Source organism: Pseudomonas sp. ES4 (assembly GCF_050586665.1).
GTDB classification, from domain to species: Bacteria; Pseudomonadota; Gammaproteobacteria; order Pseudomonadales; family Pseudomonadaceae; genus Aquipseudomonas; species Aquipseudomonas frederiksbergensis.
Window position 1 is genome coordinate 1 of sequence record NZ_JBOBDO010000025.1, and the last position, 20,194, is coordinate 20,194.

A 20,194-nucleotide genomic window follows, 5' to 3' on the forward strand; every position below is an offset into this window, starting at 1 on the left:
GTGGGTAGTTGGCGAGAATTCGCCCGACCGTTTCCTGGATGGCAGTGCTGCGATCCGACGGGTTCGGTGTGCGGCTAAGTATCTGCTCGTCACTGCCGCGCCATACCAGTTTGCCGTCCTTGCCGTCGAGCAGGTCGATCTGGATGATCGCCACGTTGTAACTGACGTTACGGGTTTCGGTGTACATCGGCCCGCCCCAGTAGCCGTTCCATGGATTACCCCAAGCGCCGCCGTAGTTGGTGGTCACTTGTTGCTGGCGCTGTTCGACGATCAGATAGGTCTGCACGTTCAAATCGCCCTTTTGGCCACCGGCAGCCGGACGCAGGCCACGTTGATCCAACTGATCGGCTACCGACTGGCGAATGCGTTGTTCAGTCAGGTCGCTCTTGATCCGTGGGTCGTCAGGGCGATATTGCAGGGCGGGTTCTTTCCAGTTCCAGCTGCGATAGGCGGCAAAGTCGCGGCTGGCATCGAAGTCATGATTGACCTGGCTGCCGGCGCAGGCACTGAGCAGCACGACCATAGCCAGTAAAGCGAGACGGCGGAACATGATGATTCTCCGGTTGAAGACATGAACCTGCGGAATGTTTCCTTACGGAAGCTAATTGGGAGGATACGCCGACATCGCCTTTTCTACAGCCTTGCGTATCGCATCGGCACGCTCGCTCTCGCTGCCGCGATTGCTGGTTTCGGCGCTGGCACTCCATACCGGCTGACCGCTCTGAGCGTCAAACAGATCAACCCGCACCACCACGACCTGTTCCTGATAAGTCCGCACGATCGGCACGGTGTTGTATAGGCCGTAACCGCTGCCGTAGCGGTTGTAACCGCCATAGCCGCCACCGTAATAACCATAGTCGTCGCGAACCTGACGCAGGCGGGTTTCCAGGTGCAGCTCGGCGCTGACAAACAGGTCGGCCGGGCGGTTATCCTGCAGCGGGCGCAAGCCACGTTGATCGAGCGCATTGCTGACGGCTTCGGCGACCTGCGCCGAATCCGCCCAGGCGGTGCCCGGCGGCAACTGCCCGTTGAGCCAGGCCCAGCTGCGGTAACGCCCGTAGTCACGCGGCGGTGCCGGGTAGGCGCTGCGGTCGAAGGTGTTGGCCGCCTGAGGCGGCGCGGGTGGTAAGGGGTTGGATGACGCCACATAAGGGTTGCTGCCCTGACAGGCCGCCAAGCCGAGACAGACCACCAATAACCCCGAACGACTGTTCATTTCGCGCTCCGATCAGACCGGCCGACAGATCCAGTGCAAGTAGCGCCCAAGCCCGGCAAAGCTTGGGTGACGACGGTGGGCCAGTTCCATTTCCAGCAAGTCCGCCAGTTCGACCCGAGCCTGGAATTCCACCGGCATGTAATCGTGAAAAACCCGCACCCCGCTCTGGCTTTCGACCTGCCACAGGCCTTCAAGTTGCGCCGCCAGTTCGCGCGGATCAAGCGGCTGCTGCGGGGTCAGGCTTTGTTTTTCGCCGGCCATGTCGTTCTTGCGCATCTTGCGGAAGTGGCCTTTGAGCAGGTTGCGATAGATCAACGCATCGCGGTTGTAGAAGGCCAGGGATAACCAGCCATCTGGTTTGGTCAATTGATGCAGCACCGGCAGGATCGCATGGGGTTCGGCCAGCCATTCCAGCACGGCGTGGCACAGCACCAGGTCGTAGGGTTCGGTGAGTTGGCCGAGCAGATCCTGCCACGGCGCCTGGATGAACGTCGCTGTTTGCCCGGCATCGGCAAAGCGTTGGCGGGCGCCTTCGAGCATCGGCTCGGCGGGTTCGGCCAGCGTGACTTCATGACCGCGCTGGGCCAGCCACAATGACATGTGGCCCAGGCCGGCACCGATATCCAGTACGCGCAAAGGACGGTCCGGCAAGACTTCGGCCAGGTCGGCCTGAAGCACCGCCAGACGGATCGCGCCTTTGGCACCGCCGTAGATTTTTTCGGCGAAACGGGTCGCCAGTTGATCGAAATGACGGTCGCTCATCAGCTGAACCTCCGTTCGCTGTCCGCGAGTTTGCTGCGCACCACTTCATTCATGTCCAATCCCAACTCGCTGCACAACAGCAGCAGATAGAGCACGATGTCACCGATTTCCTGCCCGGCATGGGCGAGCTTGTCCGCCGGTAACTGGCGCGACTGGTCTTCGGTCAGCCACTGGAAAATTTCCACCAGCTCGGACATTTCCACGCTCGCGGCCATGGCCAGGTTTTTCGGGCTGTGAAATTGCCGCCAGTCATTGCGGTCACGGATGGCGTGCAGGCGTTCGGTCAGTTCAACAAGGTTCATCGGGCTCTCCTGAAGGCGTATAGCTTCGGGGGGATAAGGAATGAAGGCAAGCGGCAAGCGTTGCAAAAACACTATGCTTGGAGGGAACTCGGCACCCGGCTCGACAGCCCAAGGCTCAAGTCCGGCAACCACGCCACCACTTTCATCAAGGACGCTCACGACATGCAGGTAGAAAGTTTTTTCGAATGGCTCGGCCAGGCTCTCGGTTCGGTTATCCGTTTCATCGTCGATGGCCTCAGTGGCTTGTTCAACCTGTTGAGCAACGCCGGCAGCAACTTTGTCGAAGGGCTGTCCAGTGCACTGGGCATGGATGCGTCGATCATCAGCATCATTGCGCTGATCGTGGGGTTGATGCTGTTGTGGTCGGCCATTCGGGCGTTCATGAATGCGTCGATCATCATGGGGATTATCTGGTTGCTGCTGGGGCTTTGGTTGCTGAGCTGGATAATCCATTGATCCCGATTGATCGTTCCCACGCTCTGCGTGGGAATGCAGCCCGGGACGCTCCGCGTCCCTGACGGCGTGACGCAGAGCGTCACAGGAGTCATTCCCACGCAGAGCATGGGAACGATCACCACAAACTGTCGCTACAATGCCGCTCCCCCAAGGAGCCTGCATGTCCAACCTGATCGCCGACTGGCGCGACCGCCCTACCCATCGTCGAGTCTGGGCGCTCGCCGCGCCGATGATTCTCTCGAATATTTCCGTACCGCTGGTGGCGCTGGTCGACAGCGCTGTCGTCGGTCACTTGCCCCACGCCCATCAGTTGGGCGCGGTCGCGGTCGGGGCCAGCCTGTATACCTTTCTCGCCTGGGCCATGGGTTTTCTGCGCATGGGCACCACCGGGTTCGCCGCACAGGCCGCCGGGCGGGAGGACGGCGCGGCTTTGCGGCAGATCTTGCTGCAGGGTCTGTTGCTGGCAATGGGTCTGGCCATAGTGCTGGGGACACTCGGCGTGCCGTTGAGCGGGGTCGCGCTGCATTTCATGCAGCCGTCGGCGGAGCTGGATCAGTTGACCCGCGAGTTTTTCCACACGCGCCTGTTCGGTCTGCCGGCGGCGCTGGCCAGTTATGCGCTGGTCGGCTGGTTCCTCGGCACGCAGAACGCCCGAGCGCCGCTGGCCATTTTGCTGAGCACCAACCTGGTGAATATCGCGCTGAACCTGTGGTTCGTTCTCGGGCTGGAGTGGGGCGTGGTCGGTGCGGCCCGTGCGTCGGTAATCGCCGAATGGACTGGCGCGCTGATCGGCCTGCTGATGACGCGCAACGCCTTGCGCGCCTATCCCGGCCACATCGTCTGGGCAGCACTGGCGCTGTGGCGGAGCTGGCGGCCGCTATTGGCGGTCAACCGCGACATTTTCATCCGCAGCCTGGCGCTGCAATCGGTGTTTTTCCTGATCACCGTGCAAGGCGCGCGACTGGGTGATGCCACCGTCGCCGCCAACGCTCTGCTGCTCAACGGTTTGCTGCTGACCGCCCATGCGCTGGACGGCCTGGCCCACGCGGTGGAAGCCCTTTGCGGGCATGCCATTGGTGCTCGCGATCGAGAAGCCCTGCGCCGTTCCTTGGTGGTGGCCTGCGGTTGGTCATTGCTGGCGAGCCTGGGTTTTGCCGTGCTGTTCCTGTTCGCCGGGCATTTGTTTATCGAGATGCAGACCGACATTCAGAGCGTGCGCGACACGGCATTCATTTACTTGCCCTACCTTGCCGCGCTGCCGCTGATTGCGGTCGGGAGTTACCTGCTCGACGGATTGTTTATCGGCGCCACCCGTGCCCGGGAAATGCGCAACGGCATGTTGCTGACGGTGATTCTGCTGCTGCCGTTTGCCTGGGCGCTGCAAGGTTTGGGCAACCATGGACTGTGGATAACCTTTCTGCTGTTCATGGTGCTGCGCAGCCTGACCCTCGGCGCGTTTGCCTGGTACCTGCACAAAAACGACGGCTGGTTCGCAGGCAAAGCTCACTGACTCGGCATGGCTGGTGTGCGGGAAATGCAGGTCCTGCAACGGCACGCCAGAGCACCGGTGCGTTCAGGATTGATCGTTCTGCCACCGGTTGCGCAGGCTATCGAGACGCTCCTGCTGGGTGAGTCCCGGCAACGCATGCCCAGGCAAAGCGCCGGGGTACTGCAATCGTAGCCATAACCAGTCATCAAGTACCGGGCGCTCGGTAAACCCCAGCGCCAACCCTTCCTGCAGGTGAACCCACAGCGTGCTGTAGTCAGTCCCGGTGGATCGACTCCAGTGCCAGGCATGTTGCTCCAGCAGGCAGGTTTGCAGTTTTTCCTGCTGACGCGGACTGAGGCTTTCTTCAACCGCCAAAGGGCTGACGGCAAGCCCCGGATTGACCAGTTGCTGCCAGCCCTGACTGCCGATCGCGCGGTCGGCCCAGGTCCCGCCGAACCAGCGTAAATGGCTGACAGGACCCAGCCAGCGACTCAGCTCCTGCGCATCGCAGGCATCGAACAAGTAACTGGCCGTTTGCGGGTTGTAGTAACTCAACAAGGCTCGGTGATGCAGACCGACTGTGACCGTGAGCATGCGGCGCAAATGCTCCAGCAATTGCGAGGACGACACCTCGCTGGCCATCAGCAAGCCGCGCCAGAGGGGCACTTCGCTGTGGCACAACCCGGCCAGCGCCGGGCATGTCCGAAGGTCGATTAGGGCCGGGCCGTGTTCACGCAGCGCATGCCACTCAGTGCCTTCGAACAACCAGAACCACCGGGCATGCGCAAATTGCTGTTGCAGCGCCACCCCCGCCTGCGGCGAACCCGGCACATCCAGCAATAGCCATTGCGGGGGCGCGACGATCATGCCGCACCGCTCTGGCCAAACCGCTTCGCGGCCCGGCAGGTGCAGAGGACCTGCGTGCAATGGTTGAAACTGCCGCCACCGGGCAGAAGGCATAGCAACATCAATGGTTCGCTCGATTGCAGTAGCGCCAGCAAGCCCCCGATTTCCTCGACCTCAGATGTGTGCAGCGGGCCGTCGTTATCAATGTCGTCAACGGACGAAGGAAGGTGAAGAACCCCGGTAATCAGCGGCTGATCCGGATCCCCCTCGATAAAGCTCACAACCACTTCTGCACCCTCATCCAACTGCTCGACTGCCGCGTCGCCCAGTTCAGCGGCCACCGGCAGCCAACTGTGACTGGGCACGGCGCCCTCGCCCTGATAAAGCCAGTCAAATTGCACGGCAACCGGTCTGGACGGATCGGGGCATGCCTCATCGATGTTGACCACCCAGGCCCGTTGCAGGCTGTGCATCCTGGGTTTCACTGCGCAATGAGGCGCGACAAAAGGCACCTGCCAGTGAATCGCATGGATCTGGTTGCTGTAGGACTGCGTTAAATCCTGGCTGCCCTGATGCTCCACCCGGGTCAGCAGCCAGAGATGATTACAGTCGGCGATCGGATGACCGGACAGTGGCATCAACTGCCCGCTGCGCAGCGCCGCCAGGTCCGTTCGACCTTCGGCAATCGGCGCGGCTGGCTGCCCAGCGCGCCCCAGAAGCTTGAACTGCCGCACGGCCGATTGTTCGCTCTCGACCTGGAAAACCGCGCTCTCGCTGAAACGAAAGTGCCCCTGACCATCACCGAAAACCACGCAATGCCCGCGCGCGTCGTGTTCGAAATGGTAGTGAAGCCGTTCCTGGACACACAAACGCTGGATAAATTGCAGGTCTGATTCCCGGTACTGCGTACAGAATTCACGGGGCGGGTAATCGCCACTCAGCTCAAAGCGCCGACTCTTGCCGACGATACCGTGCTCCTTGAGCACCTGACTGAGGATTTGCGGCACCGAGCGCGCGCTGAAAATTCGCTGACTGAAGCGCAGGGAAAGGCATGCCAGCTTCGGCCCCAGACGCACGCGACAGAGCCTGACAACCAGGTCATGGTCACACTGGACGAGTTCATGCAATTGTCCGTGGAAGCCATTTCCCGCTGGCCCGACATGCAAAAAGGCCGGACGGTACAGCAGGCTTGCAAGGTCGAGTGTGGGGTCATCGATCAGCAGATCCACGTCGAACACAAAAGGCTCGCTGATGGCTTCTCTACCGGTAAAGGCCAAGACCTCAAAGGGGTCGGGCAGACCCTCTACATCCAGACGAAATGACGGCTCGTTGACTGGATCGAACATCGGCGATTCTCTACAGGAGGGGCGGCCGGGGATTCTCTCCGAGAGAGTTGGCCGAGTAGAGTGCCGAAGTACAACTTAGGAAATGACCTACGCGAAAAGAAGACCACATCACTTGGATGGCCAGGAATGTAAGTCATTTCGCGTCAAATTCGGGAGGCATCCCACCAGGTCATCTGAAATTTCCGATACGTGCGGAACATTTTCAGACAACCTGGTGAGAGCAATGCCTTACCTCAAGAAGACAGGTAAGAAGAACGGGTCAGCCCCAGACGCAATGCGTCGAGGAACTGGGTACGCTCGGCGGCGGTGATGCGGGCGCTGGCGCATTTGTCGCGGTAGTGAGTCATCAACTCTTCCGGCGACAAGTGCACGTAACGCAGCATGTCTTCGATAGTGTCGTGGGTTTCGATACCCGCGTGGTACACGCTGCCGTCAGCGTTCTGATAGATGTTCACCGAGTCGGTGTCACCGAACAGGTTGTGCATGTCGCCGAGAATTTCCTGGTAGGCGCCGACCAGGAAGATACCCAGCAGGTAGTCTTCACCTTCGTTCAGGCCATGCACCGGCAAGCTGGTCTCGATGCTCTGCTCGTCGACGTATTGCTTGATCTTGCCGTCGGAGTCGCAGGTCAGGTCTTGCAGCACCGCACGACGCAGCGGCTCTTCGTCGAGACGGTGCAGCGGCAGGATCGGCAGGACCTGGCCGATGGCCCAGGTGTCCGGCAGGCTCTGGAATACCGAGAAGTTGCAGATGTACTTGTCGGCCAGCTTGTCGTTGAGTTCGTCGAGCACCTGACGGTGCGAACGCTGACGCGCCTTCAACGAGTTGTGCAAGCGACGGCACACGGCGAAGTAGCATTGCTCGGCCAGGGCTTTCTCGGCCAGGGTCAACTTGCCATCGGCGTACTGGGTCGCAACATCGCTCATGTAGTGAGTGGCGCGCCAGTAGGTTTCAGTGACCATCTCGATGTCGGTCGGGCCCAGCAGGTCAACCAGCCACTGCACGGTTTCCGGCAGTTCTTCCTTATTGTCGATTTTCGGCACGTCGTCGTTGTGTTTCTCGACGTCGGTGACCTGAACCACCAGCATGGCGTGGTGAGCGGTCAGGGAACGGCCGCTTTCGGAGAAGATGTTCGGGTGCGGCAGGTTCTGCGCGTCGCAGAATTCCTTGAGCATCCCGACCACGACACCGGCGTAATCGTCCATGTCGTAGTTGATCGAACTGGCGTTACGCGAGTGCGTACCGTCGTAGTCCACGCCCAAACCGCCACCGACGTCGATGTGATCCACCGGCAGGCCGAGGTTGCGCAGTTCGCCGTAGTAACGAATCGCTTCCTTGAAGCCGTGCTGGTAGTCCGCCAGGTTGGCGATCTGCGAGCCCATGTGGAAGTGCAACAGGCGAATGCCCTGGTCCAGGCCAGCAGCGCGGAAACGCTCGACCACCGACAGCAATTGCGCCGCCGACAGACCGAACTTGGATTTTTCGCCACCGGTGTCAGCCCACTTGCTCGACGCCAGGGACGACAGACGCACGCGCAGGCCAACCTGAGGCTTGACCTTGAGCGAGGCGGCTTCTTCGATCACCAGACCGACTTCGGATTCTTTCTCGATCACGATGAACACGTTGTGGCCGAGCTTCTGGCCCATCAGCGCCAGACGAATGAATTCGCGATCCTTATAGCCGTTGCAGACGATGGTGCCGCCCTTCGGCGCCAGGGCCAGCACGGCCAGCAGCTCAGGCTTGGAGCCGGCTTCAAGACCAATGGACACGTCCTGGGTGGCAATGATGTTCTCGATCACCGCTTCTTGCTGGTTAACCTTGATCGGGTACAGCGCGGTGTACTTGCTCTGGTATTCCAGACGCTCGATGTTCGCGTCGAACGCGCCGGTCAACTGACGCACGCGGTCTTGCAGAATGTCAGGGAAACGCACCAGCAACGGCAAGGACAAACCGCTTTTACGCAGCTGGTCGACTTGCTCGAACAGGTCGATAGGCGAACTGGTCGGACCGTTCGGACGAACTTCGACGCGACCGGCGTCATTGATCGCGAAGTACCCGGCCCCCCAATGGCGAATCCCGTAAACACTGCGGCTGTCCGCAACTGTCCATTGGCTGCCATCGTCTTTGCGTGTGCGTCGTACGGACATTGAAGTCCCCTATAAAGAAGTCATAGAGCGTCGCCTGGGTTCAGGCCGGCGCAGTCTAAAGAATGAAAATGACGGTTCGTCAACGAGGGGATAGACCTCGCTGACCGCAGTGAGTTTAGAAACCGGTCAGAACAGGCTCTGTGAAAACCATGTAGACGACGCCAAACCTGAATCGGATCAGGACTGGATCAAGCCGAGGGTGGTTTTCACAGAGGCTGCTAGCCGCCGGACTTCTTCGCTTTGAAACCGTGTTTGATCAGCTCGGCCAAGAGTAGCTCGACATGATCGCCCTGGATTTCGATGATCCCGTCTTTCAACGCCCCACCGGTTCCGCAACGTTTTTTCAACGTCGTGGCCAGGTCCTTGAGCGCCTCTTCGGCCAACGGCACGCCGGTGATAGTGGTCACCGTCTTGCCGCCACGGCCCTTGCTTTCGCGACGCACGCGGGCAATGCCGTCGCCGGCCGGGATAACGGTCTGTTTGCAGATGCAGGCATCCACCGGTTTACTGCAATCCGGGCAATGACGACCTGCGTCGGTGGAAAACACCAGCCCACCAAGGGCGGCGAAGGATGCGGCTTTTTTGGCCACCGGCAATCCTCTTGGGAGGACAAAGACTGGTCGCGGCAACCCGGGAGGGAGCCATCGACCGCGAAGCCCCACTCAGGCAGGGGCAGCGCTACTGAGCCAGCCAATGCCGGTTCAGCTTGAAAAGGTCGCGCAGTGTAACGGCAAAAAGCCGACTTGCTAAGAGCCAATCGGCGCCAATTCATGCCTCTTTTGCGACGTCCGCCCCACGGGCCTGAAGATAGCGCTTCAAGGCGGCCAGAGAGTCCGGGCAATAAGGCTTTTGCTGGATTTCCAGCAGGACTTGATCAACAGGGATGAAGCGCGCTTCAAGGACTTCTTCCGGTTGCAGGATCAATGGACCATCCCACACCGCCGAAAACGCCGAACACCAGAGCCGATTACCGGTGTCTTCGAAGTAAAAGTGATCATGGGCGGTCAGTTCCACACCGCTCACGCCCAGCTCTTCTTCCAGCTCGCGGGCAGCCGATTCGGCGTAGGTTTCGGTCGCCAGCACCATGCCCCCCGCCGCCACGTCCCAGAATCCTGGATAAATGGCTTTGCTCAACGTGCGTCGATGCACGCAGAGTTCACCGGCGGAATTGAACAGCATGATGTAAGTGCCGCGCCCGATCAGCCCGCGTTCACGCAGGTCGGAGCGGACCAGGGCACCGAGCAGGTTGTCCTGCTCGTCCACCCAGGCGATCTGTTCGGCATCCGAGGCCGCGCGGTGCGCGACCTCTCTGGCGCTATCGACCATGACTCAGCCCTGATTGAGCAATTGACGCAAATCGATCACTGCGGCGTTGGCCCGGGAAATGTAGTTGGCCATCACCAGCGAGTGGTTGGCCAGCACCCCGAAGCCGCTGCCATTGAGGATCATAGGACTCCAAACCGGTTCCTGCGAGGCTTCCAGTTCACGAATGATCTGGCGCACGCTGACCGTGGCGTTCTTCTTGGCCAGCACATCGGCGAAGTCGACTTCGATGGCACGCAGCAGATGGGACAAGGCCCAGGCCTGACCGCGTGCTTCATAGAACACGTTGTCGATCTGCATCCACGGGGTTTCGACGATTTCTTCGTCAACCTGCGGCACCTGCCCCGGGGCGACGACTTCGGTTTTCAACGCGGTATTGAGCTTGACCCGGCCAACGCTGGCCGACAGGCGTTGCGACAGCGAACCCAGACGGGTGCCGACATCGCCCAGCCAGTTGTTCAGGTTGTCGGCGCGGGCGTAGAACAGTGCGTTTTTCTGCGACGGATCGGACAGGCGTGCCTGATAACGGCTCAGGGAATTCATGCCTTCCTGGTACTCGGACTCACTGGATGGCAGTACCCAGCTTTTATTGTCGAAGTTGAAACGCGGCTCGGCCTTGGCCAGATCGGAGTCTTCGGCAGATTGCGATTGCGAGCGGGCGAAGTCTTTACGCAAGGCTCGCGTCAGGTCGCGGACCTGGACCAGCACGCCATATTCCCAGCTCGGCGTGTTATCCATCCACAGGCCCGGCGGGAAACGGTCGTTGGAAATATAGCCACCCGGTTTGGTCAGCAAAGTACCGGCGACGGTCTTGAGGGTTTCGACCGTGGTGTAGCCGATGACCATTTGCTTGCCTTCTTTCTCGGCGGCCATCTGGGCATTCTGCTGAACCGGAAACAGCGCAGGTTCCTGGCTCCAGTACCAGCCCAGCGCAATAGCCACCAGCAAGTACAGGCCAATCAGAGTGGCCAGCGCCCGACTGAACAACAGGCCACCCAGGTAACTACGGGTGGCCGACTTCGGTTCAGCGGCACGTTCAGGCGCGCTGCCCGCGCGGTTCTTCCAGTCCAGCATGGCGATATCCTTTCAATCACTTGAGTTCATCGGTTCGACCACAACCCTATCTCATCGTGCCTCGTTTGCCGCGCATTAAATCCTGCGTCAACACTACCCGCACAATAGCCACGATCGACGGCCACTATAAATGAAGCACAGCTTCGATCCTATGCGACCAGTCGGTCATTAACTGAATCAGGTCGCTTTACAGTTAATTGACGTACGACACTCATGCGATGGAAAAGAGGTGCTAGCATAGAGCCACCAGTCAACCTCAGCATGCCCCCTAACTAGTTGTCAGGATATGACCGAGCCAGAAGACCCCAGCCGTGAGCGCCTCAAGCACCACTTTGCCCAGCGGGTAATTCATCAGGCACGTCAAATTCTTGAGATATGGCAGCGCCTGCAACGCAGCGAGTGGTCCACCACCGACCTATCGGAACTGAGCGAGGCCAACCTGCGCCTGCTGCGTTTCGCCGAGCGCTTCGAACAACCTGAACACACCCAGCTGGCGCGCCACATCGGTCAGTCGCTGGAGGCTGTCGATGCCAATCGCGGACGCCTGAGCAGCGGATTGATCACTGACCTCAATCGCTTGATGCAACGCTTGTCACGCACTGGCCTGCGCCATGGCGATCAGCTGGACCAGACCTTTCTGCCACCCCTGCGCAAGCCGGTTTACGTGATGCTGCAGGATCATGACCGTGGCGAGCGCCTGGCCAAACAACTGGAATTCTTCGGACTCAGCGCGCAAGCCCTCGACAGCGTTGCGGCGTTCCGCTCTTCGATGATCGAGCGCTTGCCCGCGGCGATCGTCATGGACGTGGACTTCAGTGGCACCGGCATCGGTCTGAAACTGGCTGCCGAAGCCCAGGAAGGCCTCGACCATCAATTGCCGCTGTTGTTCTTCAGCCTGCACGAAACCGATACCCCTACTCGTCTCGCCGCCGTGCGGGCCGGAGGCCAGGAATTCCTGACCGGCACCCTCGAAGCCTCGAGCCTGCTGGAGAAAATCGAAGTCCTGACCTGTGTCGCCCAGTACGAACCTTATAAAGTGCTGATCATCGACGACTCACGCGCCCAGGCCTTGCACACCGAGCGCCTGCTCAACAGTGCCGGGATCGTTACGCGGACCTTGATCGAGCCGATCCAGGCCATGGCCGAGCTGGCGGATTTCCAGCCAGACCTGATCATCCTCGACATGTACATGCCGGCCTGCACCGGTACTGAACTGGCCAAGGTGATCCGCCACAACGACCGTTACGTCAGCGTACCGATCATTTACCTGTCAGCCGAAGACGATCTGGACAAACAGCTCGACGCCATGAGCGAGGGCGGCGACGACTTCCTGACCAAACCGATCAAGCCCCGGCACCTGATTACCACCGTGCGCAACCGCGCGGCGCGGGCACGCAATCTGAAAGCGCGGATGGTCCGCGACAGCCTCACAGGGCTGTACAACCACACGCACATTCTGCAATTGCTCGAAGACTGTTCGTTCCGCGCCCGTCGCGAGAGCAAACCGCTGAGCTTTGCGATGCTCGACATCGACCACTTCAAACGAGTCAACGACAGCCATGGCCACCCCATGGGCGATCGGGTGATCAAGAGCCTGGCGCTGTTTCTCAAGCAACGCTTGCGCAAGACCGATTTCATCGGCCGTTACGGCGGTGAAGAGTTCGCGATTGTCATGCCGGACACCGATCTCGAATCGGCCCACAAAGTGCTCGACGAAATCCGTCGGCGCTTTGCCGAGATTCACTACCCGGCTCAACCGCAAGACCTCTGGTGCACGTTCAGCGCCGGCGTGGTGGAACTGTGTGAACACTCCGACAGCCTGATGATGGCCAGCCAGGCCGACGAAGCGCTGTATCGCGCAAAAGACGCCGGACGCAATCGCGTGCAGGCTGCGCGAACGTCAAAGCAAAGTGCCACCTTTTCATCGGAATCGACCCATTCGGTCATAACCCTGTAATACAAACGCAATAACTTCAGGCGCTTAACATTCTGCCGTTGGTAGACCCGCGATGCGCCTGAAGCTGCTGACCAATCTCAATACCCTTCTTTTAGTCGCCGTGTGCGTGGCCCTTGGCGCCACACTGTGGTGGTCGCAAAAGGCCCTGGAGCGCCCCTATCTTTTGATGGAGCGTTACCTGGGCTTGTCCCAGCAATTTCAAAATGAAGTCGCGCGCAATATCGGCGACTACCTCGCCAGCGGCGATGCCCTGCGCCTGAGCAGTGCCAGTCAGGCCATCGACGGCGTGCAAAAGGAGCTCGGCGAGTTGCCGCCGGCCTTGGCCGACACCTTGCGCCCGAGCCTGTCGAACCTCGAAGAATTCAGCAAAACCGACCTGCTGGCCGCTGGCAAACTCGCCGGCGATCCGCAAGCGCTGCTGCTTCAGGCCGAACGCGAACTCGGCGCCAGCCTCGATCAGCTCAGCCGGTACGCCAGCGCTGACGCGGCGTATCTGACGCCGTTGCTCGCCGCTGCCCAGCACTTGGGCAAATTGTCTCTGGCCCGGGACAAACTGGTCAGCAGCGGCCGCAGCGAATTGGCCGCCGATGTCGAGCGTGAACTCGCCAACATCCGCACTCAGGCTGAATTGTTGAGTGCTTTGCCGCTGCTGGGTGTAGCCAGCAGCAGCGAATCCGGCACCGATGATTTCGCGGCAATGATGGGCCTGGAGAACACCGAAAAAGCTGTTGCCGAGGATGCAGGCGTTGGCCTCAAGCGTGAACTGAACAGCCTCCTCACGCGCTACCCGGCCGAACTGGCGCGCACTCGCGACCAGATCCAGAAACGCTCCGACCTCAGCGCCGCCACTCACCTGAAAATCGCCGCCGTGCAGCAGGCCATTGCCGGGCTGGAGCCGGTGGTTCGCGCCCAGCACGGACAGATCCAGGGCGAAGTGCGGCTGATGCAAGGCGTGATGATCGCCTTGATCCTGCTGATTGCTTTGCTGATCGACACCTTGCAACGGAAACTGGCCCGGACCCTGACCAACCTCGCCCCGGCCCTTTCGACCTGGGCCGAGGGCGACTTCAGCCGCGACATTCAATTGGGTAAAACCAACCGTGAGTTGCACGACATCGAAGCGTCGCTCAATCGCTTGCGCGCATACCTCGTGGACCTGGTCGGGACCATTCGCCTCAACGCCGAACAGGTCGCCGGCAGTAGCCGAACCCTGGCCGAACTGAGCAATGACCTGCACAGCGGCGCCGAACATCAGGCCGGCGACACGGCACTGATCCGTGATTCCCTCGGCGAGCTGGAAGCGACCATTCAACAGGTTGCCGGCGATGCCAGCCAGGCGGCCGACGCGAGCCGCCATGCCGGGCTGGCGGTGGAGCAAGGCCAGAAAGTCATCGGCTTGAGCCTCACCGGGCTCCACGCGCTGGTCGGCGAAGTGCAAGGCAACGCGCAAATGATAGAACACCTGGCCGAGGAGTCGGCCACCATTGGCGGCGTGCTGACGGTCATCCGTTCGATTGCCGACCAGACCAACCTGCTGGCCCTGAACGCCGCCATCGAAGCCGCCCGGGCCGGGGAAATGGGCCGAGGGTTTGCGGTGGTGGCCGAAGAAGTTCGTTCACTGGCACAACGCACCGCCGGCGCCACGGCAGAGATCCAGACATTGATCGCCGGTTTGCAAACCGCGGCGCGTCAATCGGTGGAAGGCATGCGCGCTCAGGTCGAACACGCCGAAGCTACCGCCAATCAGGCCCAGGCCGCCGACGGTGCACTGGATAAAATCGTCGGCGCGATCCAGACCATTTCCGACACCGCCGTACGCATCGCCGATGTCACCGCCCAGCAGAGCGGCGCCGTCAGCGAAATCCGCGATCACAGTGAGCGGATTCACCAATTGGGTGGGGATAACTTGCTGCGCATCGGCGAGGGACGCGTGCAGGGGGAAAATTTGTTGGTGCTGGGTGGACGCTTGCATACCGCCGTCCAGGCCTTCCGGGTCTAAAGGCTGCGGGCCCGGATCCAACTGATGATCTGCACCGTCGCCGTCTAAGCGCTCGTATGAAAATTCCTATTTCGCCATGCAGTGGTTTTTAGTCGTCGTGTTGATGCTAGGGTTTAGCGCTTCTATTAATCGTGCGCGCAACAGGAGTGCCCCGTGATAGTTCCACCTTCGCCCCCAGGCGTATCTGTGGAGGAAAACATGGCAGTTGCCTTCCATAAGAAAAAAATTTTGAAAGAGGGATCCGCATTCATTTACTCCTGGTTCTATACCCAAGTCAGAAATCGCGGCCCTTGGGATTACAAAAAACTGTCTTCTGACTATGAGGCTTTTGGTAATTTCAACTACGGCGCGGCCGGGATTGCTGCGGGGTTTTCCGAAAGTGTCCTGTTACGCGCAGCCGGTCTTGCCCAGACACAGGCAAAAACGACAAAAGTAGAATTTGGAAGCTGGTGGAGCGAGGCTCCTTTTGGCGATGATCCAGCGGATCAGGAATGGATCAAAAAAGGAGTCAGGTATGCCCGGTTCAGGAACTACTAAAAAAACCGCATACACAATCGTCACCTCTTGTTTGCTAGCGGCATGCCTGGTTTACATCGGCTGGACTTGGCTTATGTCTTCCAGCCCCCCGGTGCTGACCGATGTCGTACTCAAACTCCCCCTGGGCGAAAATGGCTTCATCTACGGTGTCAAGGATGATCGAGGCGGAGCAACCGTGCCGTTCAGCTATCGATACTATGCCTATCGCGAACTGACATCCGACGAACAAATAGTGTCTGAACTCAAGACTGCTGGTCCGTTTCTCGTCACCCGAGACCCAGCCATAAAGGTCGATGTCCAAGGCTCGGTCATCAATGTGTCGACCAACCATGAAGTCTACGAGTATCACAGCAGCACGCTGTTTCGGCATACCGACAACACCCACTACACCCCTGTAACTATCAACCTGTGCAACCACTCCAGCGCATTGCCGTAGGAGCGAGGCAACACGCGTCGCCGTCCGCTATCATGCCCTCACTTTCGATACGCGAGATTGTCATGCGCCGTTTGCTCTGCCTGTTGTTTTTAGTGCTCGCCCTGCCGGCCTCCGCCGCCGGTTTGCTGGACAGTCGGCCCGGTTCGACGTTGGGCTCGATCAACAACAGCGCCGACTTTCTGCCGGTGCGTGAAGCGTTTCAACTGAGCCTGATAGAAAGCACACCGCAATCGATCAAACTGCGTTTCGTCGCCACCGAGGGCTACTACCTCTACCGGCACCGCTTTCAGTTTCGCGCCGACCCGCCCGATGCCGGCCTGGGCGCCGCACAACTGCCCAAGGGCGAACAGAAGCACGATGAGTATTTCGGCGATGTCGAGGTCTACCGCGGCATTCTCGACATCGAACTGCCGCGCAGCGATCAACGCGCCTTTACCCTGGCGGTTACGTACCAGGGGTGCGCCGACAAAGGCTTGTGCTATCCACCCGAGACCGAGCGCCTGAGTATTGATGGTAATACAGGCGGGGCTGCGGCCTGGAGCTGGCGCGAACTGGCGCTGTTCTTCCTCGCGGGCGTAGGCCTGACGTTCACACCGTGTGTGCTGCCGATGCTGCCGATTCTGTCCGGCGTGGTGTTACGCGGTCAGGTGGGTGGTTTGCGCGGTTTCACTCTGTCCCTCGCTTATGTGCTGCCAATGGCCATCTGCTTTGCCCTGCTCGGGGCGTTGATGGGGATGTTCGGCGCACAGCTCAATCTTCAGGCGCGGCTGCAATCGGCGTGGGTACTGGTGCCGTTTGCGCTGTTTTTTGCGCTGTTTGCCTTGGCGATGTTTGGCGTCTTCGAACTCAAGCTGCCTCACGCTATCAGCAGTCGGCTGGACCGGATCGCCGGTCGCACCGAAGGTGGTTCGTTGTGGGGCGCTGCCGTACTGGGCGTGGTTTCCAGCCTGTTGGTGTCGCCCTGCGTCTCGGCACCGCTGGCCGGCGCGCTGCTGTACATCAGCGCCAGTGGCGATGCAGTGGGCGGTGGTCTGAAATTGTTCATGCTTGGCCTTGGCATGGGCGCCCCGCTATTGCTGGTCGCCACCGGCGGCGCCGCCTGGCTGCCGAAAAGCGGCCCCTGGCTGATCTATGTGAAAAACGCGATTGGCGTTCTGTTGCTGGGGCTGGCGATCGGTCTGCTCAGTCGTGTACTGCCGGGCCAGATCACGTTGCTGCTGATCGGCTTGCTGGCTGGCGGCGTCGGGTTGTTCATGGGCGCGCTGGAGTTCGTCTACAAACCGCCGAGAAAACGCCTGGGCCAGTTGCTGGGGATGTTCCTGCTGTTTTATGCGCTGGCGTGTTGGTACGGAGCGTTCAGCGGCCAGACCGATCCACTCAATCCGATTGGCCAGCCGCGCACGGTTGCCGGCAATGAGCAGCCGCAAAACACCAGCACCTGGCAAACCGTCAGCACTCCGGCCGACCTGGACCGCGCCCTCGCCGAAGCCAAATCGTCGGGCACCCCGCTGCTGCTCGACTGGTACGCCGACTGGTGCATCAGTTGCAAAGTCATCGAACATAAAGTGCTCAACGACGCCAGGGTCGTTGCGCTTCTCAAAGGCTATCGACTGATCCGCTTCGACATTACCGCCAGCAATGCGGAGCAGCGCGCCCTGCTTGACCGCTACAAGCTGTTCGGCCCGCCAGCGCTGATGTTTTTCGGCAAGGACGGCGTCGAACACACCGATGTGCGAGTGATCGGCGAGATCAGCGCCACCGACTTCGCCGAACGTGTTGCGAAAGTAAATGACCGGATTTAATAACCCGGTCACATATTTCGCGCAAACATCGGCCATCGTGCTGGCTATTGCATAGAACTGGACAGTCACAAAGGCTTTGCGGCATAGTCGCCGGGTTCTGACAATTGCACACAGACAACGAGGAACAGCAGATGGCGACGCTACTGGTTCTGCACGGACCCAACCTGAACATGCTCGGCACCCGTGAACCGGGCACCTATGGCGCTACGACACTGGCGCAGATCAACCAGGACCTGGAACGCCGTGCCCGTGAAGCCGGCCACCATTTGCTGCACCTGCAAAGCAACGCCGAGTACGAATTGATCGACCGCATCCACGCTGCCAGCAGCGAAGGTGTGGACTTCATTCTGATCAACCCAGCAGCTTTTACACACACAAGTGTCGCATTACGTGACGCGCTGCTGGCGGTGAGCATCCCATTCATCGAAGTGCATTTGTCTAACGTGCACAAACGCGAACCTTTCCGCCATCACTCTTACTTCTCCGACGTAGCGGTGGGAGTGATCTGCGGCCTTGGCGCCAGCGGTTATCGACTGGCCCTGGAGGCTGCGCTAGAACAGCTTGAAACACAGGCAACGACTTGAACTACAAGCGTTAAACGCCCCTGACCGACCCTTGGGAGTTGATGATTCATGGATATCCGTAAAGTTAAGAAACTGATCGAACTGCTGGAAGAGTCCGGCATCGACGAGCTCGAGATCAAGGAAGGCGAAGAGTCCGTACGCATCAGCCGTCACAGCAAGACCCCGGCTCAGCAGTACTACGCACCGGCTCCAATGCATGCTCCGGCGCCGGCGCCTGTTGCTGCTGCCCCGGTTGCCGCCGCCGCACCTGCTGCTCCGGCCGCGCCAGTTCTGAACGGCAACGTTGCCCGTTCGCCTATGGTCGGTACCTTCTATCGCAAATCTTCGCCATCCTCGCCGTCCTTCGTTGAAGTCGGCCAGACCGTGAAGAAAGGCGACACCCTGTGCATCGTCGAAGCCATGAAGATGATGAACCACATCGAAGCTGAATCCAGCGGTGTGATCGAATCTATCCTCGTCGAAGACGGCCAGCCGGTTGAGTACGACCAACCGCTGTTCACCATCGTTTGAACCGCGGAGAAACTTTGATGACTGCGAAGTTGGAAAAAGTTCTGATCGCCAACCGCGGTGAGATCGCCCTGCGGATCCTGCGTGCCTGCAAAGAGATGGGCATCAAGACTGTCGCCGTTTACTCCAAGGCTGACAAAGAGCTGATGCACCTGGGTCTGGCAGACGAATCCGTCTGCATCGGCCCGGCCTCGGCCGCGCATTCTTATCTGCACATCCCGGCAATCATCGCCGCGGCTGAAGTGACTGGCGCTACCGCCATTCACCCTGGCTACGGCTTCCTTGCGGAAAACGCTGATTTCGCTGAACAGGTCGAGAACTCCGGCTTCGCCTTCATTGGCCCGAAAGCCGACACCATTCGCCTGATGGGCGACAAGGTATCGGCCAAGCACGCCATGATCGCGGCTGGCGTTCCAACCGTTCCGGGTTCCGACGGCCCGTTGCCGGAAGACGAAGAAACGGCCCTGCGCATCGGTCGCGAAGTCGGTTATCCGGTGATCATCAAGGCCGCTGGCGGCGGCGGTGGTCGCGGCATGCGCGTTGTGCATAAAGAAGAAGACCTGATCTCCTCGGCGAAACTGACCCGCTCCGAAGCTGGCGCGGCGTTCGGCAACCCGATGGTCTATCTGGAAAAATTCCTGACCAACCCACGCCACGTGGAAGTCCAGGTACTTTCCGACGGCCAGGGCCACGCCATCCATCTGGGCGACCGCGATTGCTCGCTGCAACGTCGTCACCAGAAGGTTCTCGAAGAAGCGCCGGCACCGGGCATCGACGAGAAGGCACGGGCTGAAGTCCTCGCACGCTGCGTCAAGGCTTGCATCGACATCAACTACCGTGGTGCGGGTACTTTCGAGTTCCTGTACGAGAACGGCGCGTTCTATTTCATCGAAATGAACACCCGCGTTCAGGTTGAGCATCCGGTTTCGGAAATGGTCACCGGCATCGACATCGTCAAGGAGATGCTCAGCATCGCCGCTGGCAACAAGCTGTCGTACACCCAGGAAGACGTGGTTATCCGCGGTCATGCACTGGAATGCCGAATCAACGCCGAAGACCCGAAAACCTTCATGCCGAGCCCAGGCACGGTCAAGCATTTCCACGCACCAGGCGGCAATGGCGTTCGCGTTGATTCGCACCTGTACAGTGGCTATGCCGTTCCGCCGAACTACGACTCGTTGATCGGCAAGCTGATCACCTACGGCGCAACCCGTGACGAAGCCCTGGCGCGCATGCGCAATGCGCTGGACGAAATCGTTGTCGACGGGATCAAGACCAATATCCCGCTGCACCGTGACCTGGTCCGCGATGAAGGCTTCTGCAAAGGTGGAATCAACATCCACTACCTGGAACACAAGCTGGCCAAACAGTCGTAAGGCAGCAAACGATGCAAATAGAAACCCCGGTTCAT

Annotated in this window: 19 protein-coding genes and 1 pseudogene; 10 read left to right on the top strand and 10 right to left on the bottom strand. The window is 60.0% G+C overall.

Annotation, left to right across the window (positions count from 1 at the left end):
• The 4 genes from ACQ4OB_RS22935 to ACQ4OB_RS22950 form a co-directional block, all read right to left on the bottom strand.
• The coding region (locus ACQ4OB_RS22935) for a DUF4136 domain-containing protein (protein WP_430956499.1) at positions 1 to 550 on the bottom strand (550 nt) is incomplete at its 3' end.
• Positions 551 to 601: 51 nt separating this feature from the next.
• The gene (locus tag ACQ4OB_RS22940; protein WP_074873466.1) at positions 602 to 1,216 is read right to left on the bottom strand and encodes a DUF4136 domain-containing protein; all 615 of its coding nucleotides are present in this window, start codon (positions 1,214 to 1,216) and stop codon (positions 602 to 604) included.
• A 12-nt stretch (positions 1,217 to 1,228) separates the two neighbouring features.
• A complete protein-coding gene (locus tag ACQ4OB_RS22945) occupies positions 1,229 to 1,978 on the bottom strand; it encodes a methyltransferase (RefSeq protein WP_430956500.1) in 750 nt (249 codons plus the stop codon).
• Positions 1,978 to 2,280, bottom strand: a complete 303-nt coding sequence (locus ACQ4OB_RS22950; RefSeq protein ID WP_008011269.1) for a MazG-like family protein — start codon at positions 2,278 to 2,280, stop codon at positions 1,978 to 1,980. Before ACQ4OB_RS22950 ends, ACQ4OB_RS22945 begins: the two co-directional genes overlap by 1 nt.
• A gap of 162 nt (positions 2,281 to 2,442) precedes the next feature.
• Here ACQ4OB_RS22950 and ACQ4OB_RS22955 point away from each other — a divergent pair, with 162 nt between their 5' ends.
• Together ACQ4OB_RS22955 and ACQ4OB_RS22960 are read left to right on the top strand one after the other, a co-directional pair.
• Positions 2,443 to 2,736 (top strand): hypothetical protein, encoded by a 294-nt coding sequence (locus tag ACQ4OB_RS22955; protein WP_074880469.1) that lies wholly within the window; start codon positions 2,443 to 2,445, stop codon positions 2,734 to 2,736.
• Positions 2,737 to 2,896: 160 nt separating this feature from the next.
• A complete protein-coding gene (locus tag ACQ4OB_RS22960) occupies positions 2,897 to 4,246 on the top strand; it encodes an MATE family efflux transporter (RefSeq protein WP_430956501.1) in 1,350 nt (449 codons plus the stop codon).
• A gap of 63 nt (positions 4,247 to 4,309) precedes the next feature.
• Here the strand turns inward: ACQ4OB_RS22960 and ACQ4OB_RS22965 are convergent, their stop codons facing one another.
• The 6 genes from ACQ4OB_RS22965 to ACQ4OB_RS22990 all read right to left on the bottom strand — a co-directional run bounded on the left by ACQ4OB_RS22965 (position 4,310) and on the right by ACQ4OB_RS22990 (position 10,961).
• Positions 4,310 to 5,092 (bottom strand): DUF4123 domain-containing protein, encoded by a 783-nt coding sequence (locus tag ACQ4OB_RS22965; RefSeq protein ID WP_430956502.1) that lies wholly within the window; start codon positions 5,090 to 5,092, stop codon positions 4,310 to 4,312.
• On the bottom strand, positions 5,089 to 6,417 hold the full coding sequence (locus ACQ4OB_RS22970) for a type VI secretion system Vgr family protein (RefSeq protein WP_074873458.1): 1,329 nt from the start codon (positions 6,415 to 6,417) through the stop codon (positions 5,089 to 5,091). The genes ACQ4OB_RS22965 and ACQ4OB_RS22970 overlap by 4 nt, the downstream gene beginning before the upstream one ends.
• 233 nt (positions 6,418 to 6,650) lie before the next feature.
• Entirely contained in the window at positions 6,651 to 8,564 is a 1,914-nt protein-coding gene (gene speA / locus ACQ4OB_RS22975; protein ID WP_076028786.1) for an arginine decarboxylase, read from the bottom strand.
• A 218-nt stretch (positions 8,565 to 8,782) separates the two neighbouring features.
• On the bottom strand, positions 8,783 to 9,154 hold the full coding sequence (locus ACQ4OB_RS22980; protein WP_074873454.1) for a translation initiation factor Sui1: 372 nt from the start codon (positions 9,152 to 9,154) through the stop codon (positions 8,783 to 8,785).
• Positions 9,155 to 9,332: 178 nt separating this feature from the next.
• Positions 9,333 to 9,890: an NUDIX hydrolase gene (locus tag ACQ4OB_RS22985; protein ID WP_074873452.1), complete on the bottom strand. Its 558-nt coding sequence runs from the start codon at positions 9,888 to 9,890 to the stop codon at positions 9,333 to 9,335.
• A gap of 3 nt (positions 9,891 to 9,893) precedes the next feature.
• Positions 9,894 to 10,961, bottom strand: a complete 1,068-nt coding sequence (locus tag ACQ4OB_RS22990) for a DUF2333 family protein (RefSeq protein WP_074873450.1) — start codon at positions 10,959 to 10,961, stop codon at positions 9,894 to 9,896.
• Between the two features lie 286 nt (positions 10,962 to 11,247).
• On the opposite strand from ACQ4OB_RS22990, the gene gcbA reads away from it, so the two are divergent.
• The 8 genes and pseudogenes from gcbA (at position 11,248) to accC (ending at position 20,159) form a co-directional block, all read left to right on the top strand.
• Positions 11,248 to 12,918: a diguanylate cyclase GcbA gene (gene gcbA, locus ACQ4OB_RS22995; protein WP_430956503.1), complete on the top strand. Its 1,671-nt coding sequence runs from the start codon at positions 11,248 to 11,250 to the stop codon at positions 12,916 to 12,918.
• A gap of 1,492 nt (positions 12,919 to 14,410) precedes the next feature.
• Positions 14,411 to 14,917: pseudogene (locus ACQ4OB_RS23000) on the top strand (methyl-accepting chemotaxis protein); the annotation flags it as partial.
• 198 nt (positions 14,918 to 15,115) lie between these two features.
• Complete coding sequence (locus ACQ4OB_RS23005; RefSeq protein WP_102615693.1) at positions 15,116 to 15,454, top strand: polymorphic toxin type 44 domain-containing protein; 339 nt, start codon at positions 15,116 to 15,118, stop codon at positions 15,452 to 15,454.
• 73 nt (positions 15,455 to 15,527) lie between these two features.
• Positions 15,528 to 15,890 (top strand): hypothetical protein, encoded by a 363-nt coding sequence (locus tag ACQ4OB_RS23010; RefSeq protein ID WP_232252215.1) that lies wholly within the window; start codon positions 15,528 to 15,530, stop codon positions 15,888 to 15,890.
• A gap of 62 nt (positions 15,891 to 15,952) precedes the next feature.
• A complete protein-coding gene (locus ACQ4OB_RS23015) occupies positions 15,953 to 17,692 on the top strand; it encodes a protein-disulfide reductase DsbD (RefSeq protein WP_430956504.1) in 1,740 nt (579 codons plus the stop codon).
• Positions 17,693 to 17,823: 131 nt separating this feature from the next.
• A complete protein-coding gene (aroQ, locus tag ACQ4OB_RS23020) occupies positions 17,824 to 18,276 on the top strand; it encodes a type II 3-dehydroquinate dehydratase (protein ID WP_074873434.1) in 453 nt (150 codons plus the stop codon).
• A 48-nt stretch (positions 18,277 to 18,324) separates the two neighbouring features.
• Positions 18,325 to 18,786 carry an acetyl-CoA carboxylase biotin carboxyl carrier protein gene (gene accB / locus ACQ4OB_RS23025; RefSeq protein WP_008153753.1) on the top strand — a complete coding sequence of 154 codons (462 nt, stop codon included), beginning with the start codon at positions 18,325 to 18,327 and terminating at the stop codon, positions 18,784 to 18,786.
• A gap of 17 nt (positions 18,787 to 18,803) precedes the next feature.
• Positions 18,804 to 20,159, top strand: coding sequence for an acetyl-CoA carboxylase biotin carboxylase subunit (accC, locus tag ACQ4OB_RS23030; protein WP_074873432.1), 1,356 nt, complete (start codon positions 18,804 to 18,806; stop codon positions 20,157 to 20,159).
• The last annotated feature ends 35 nt before the right edge of the window (positions 20,160 to 20,194 follow it).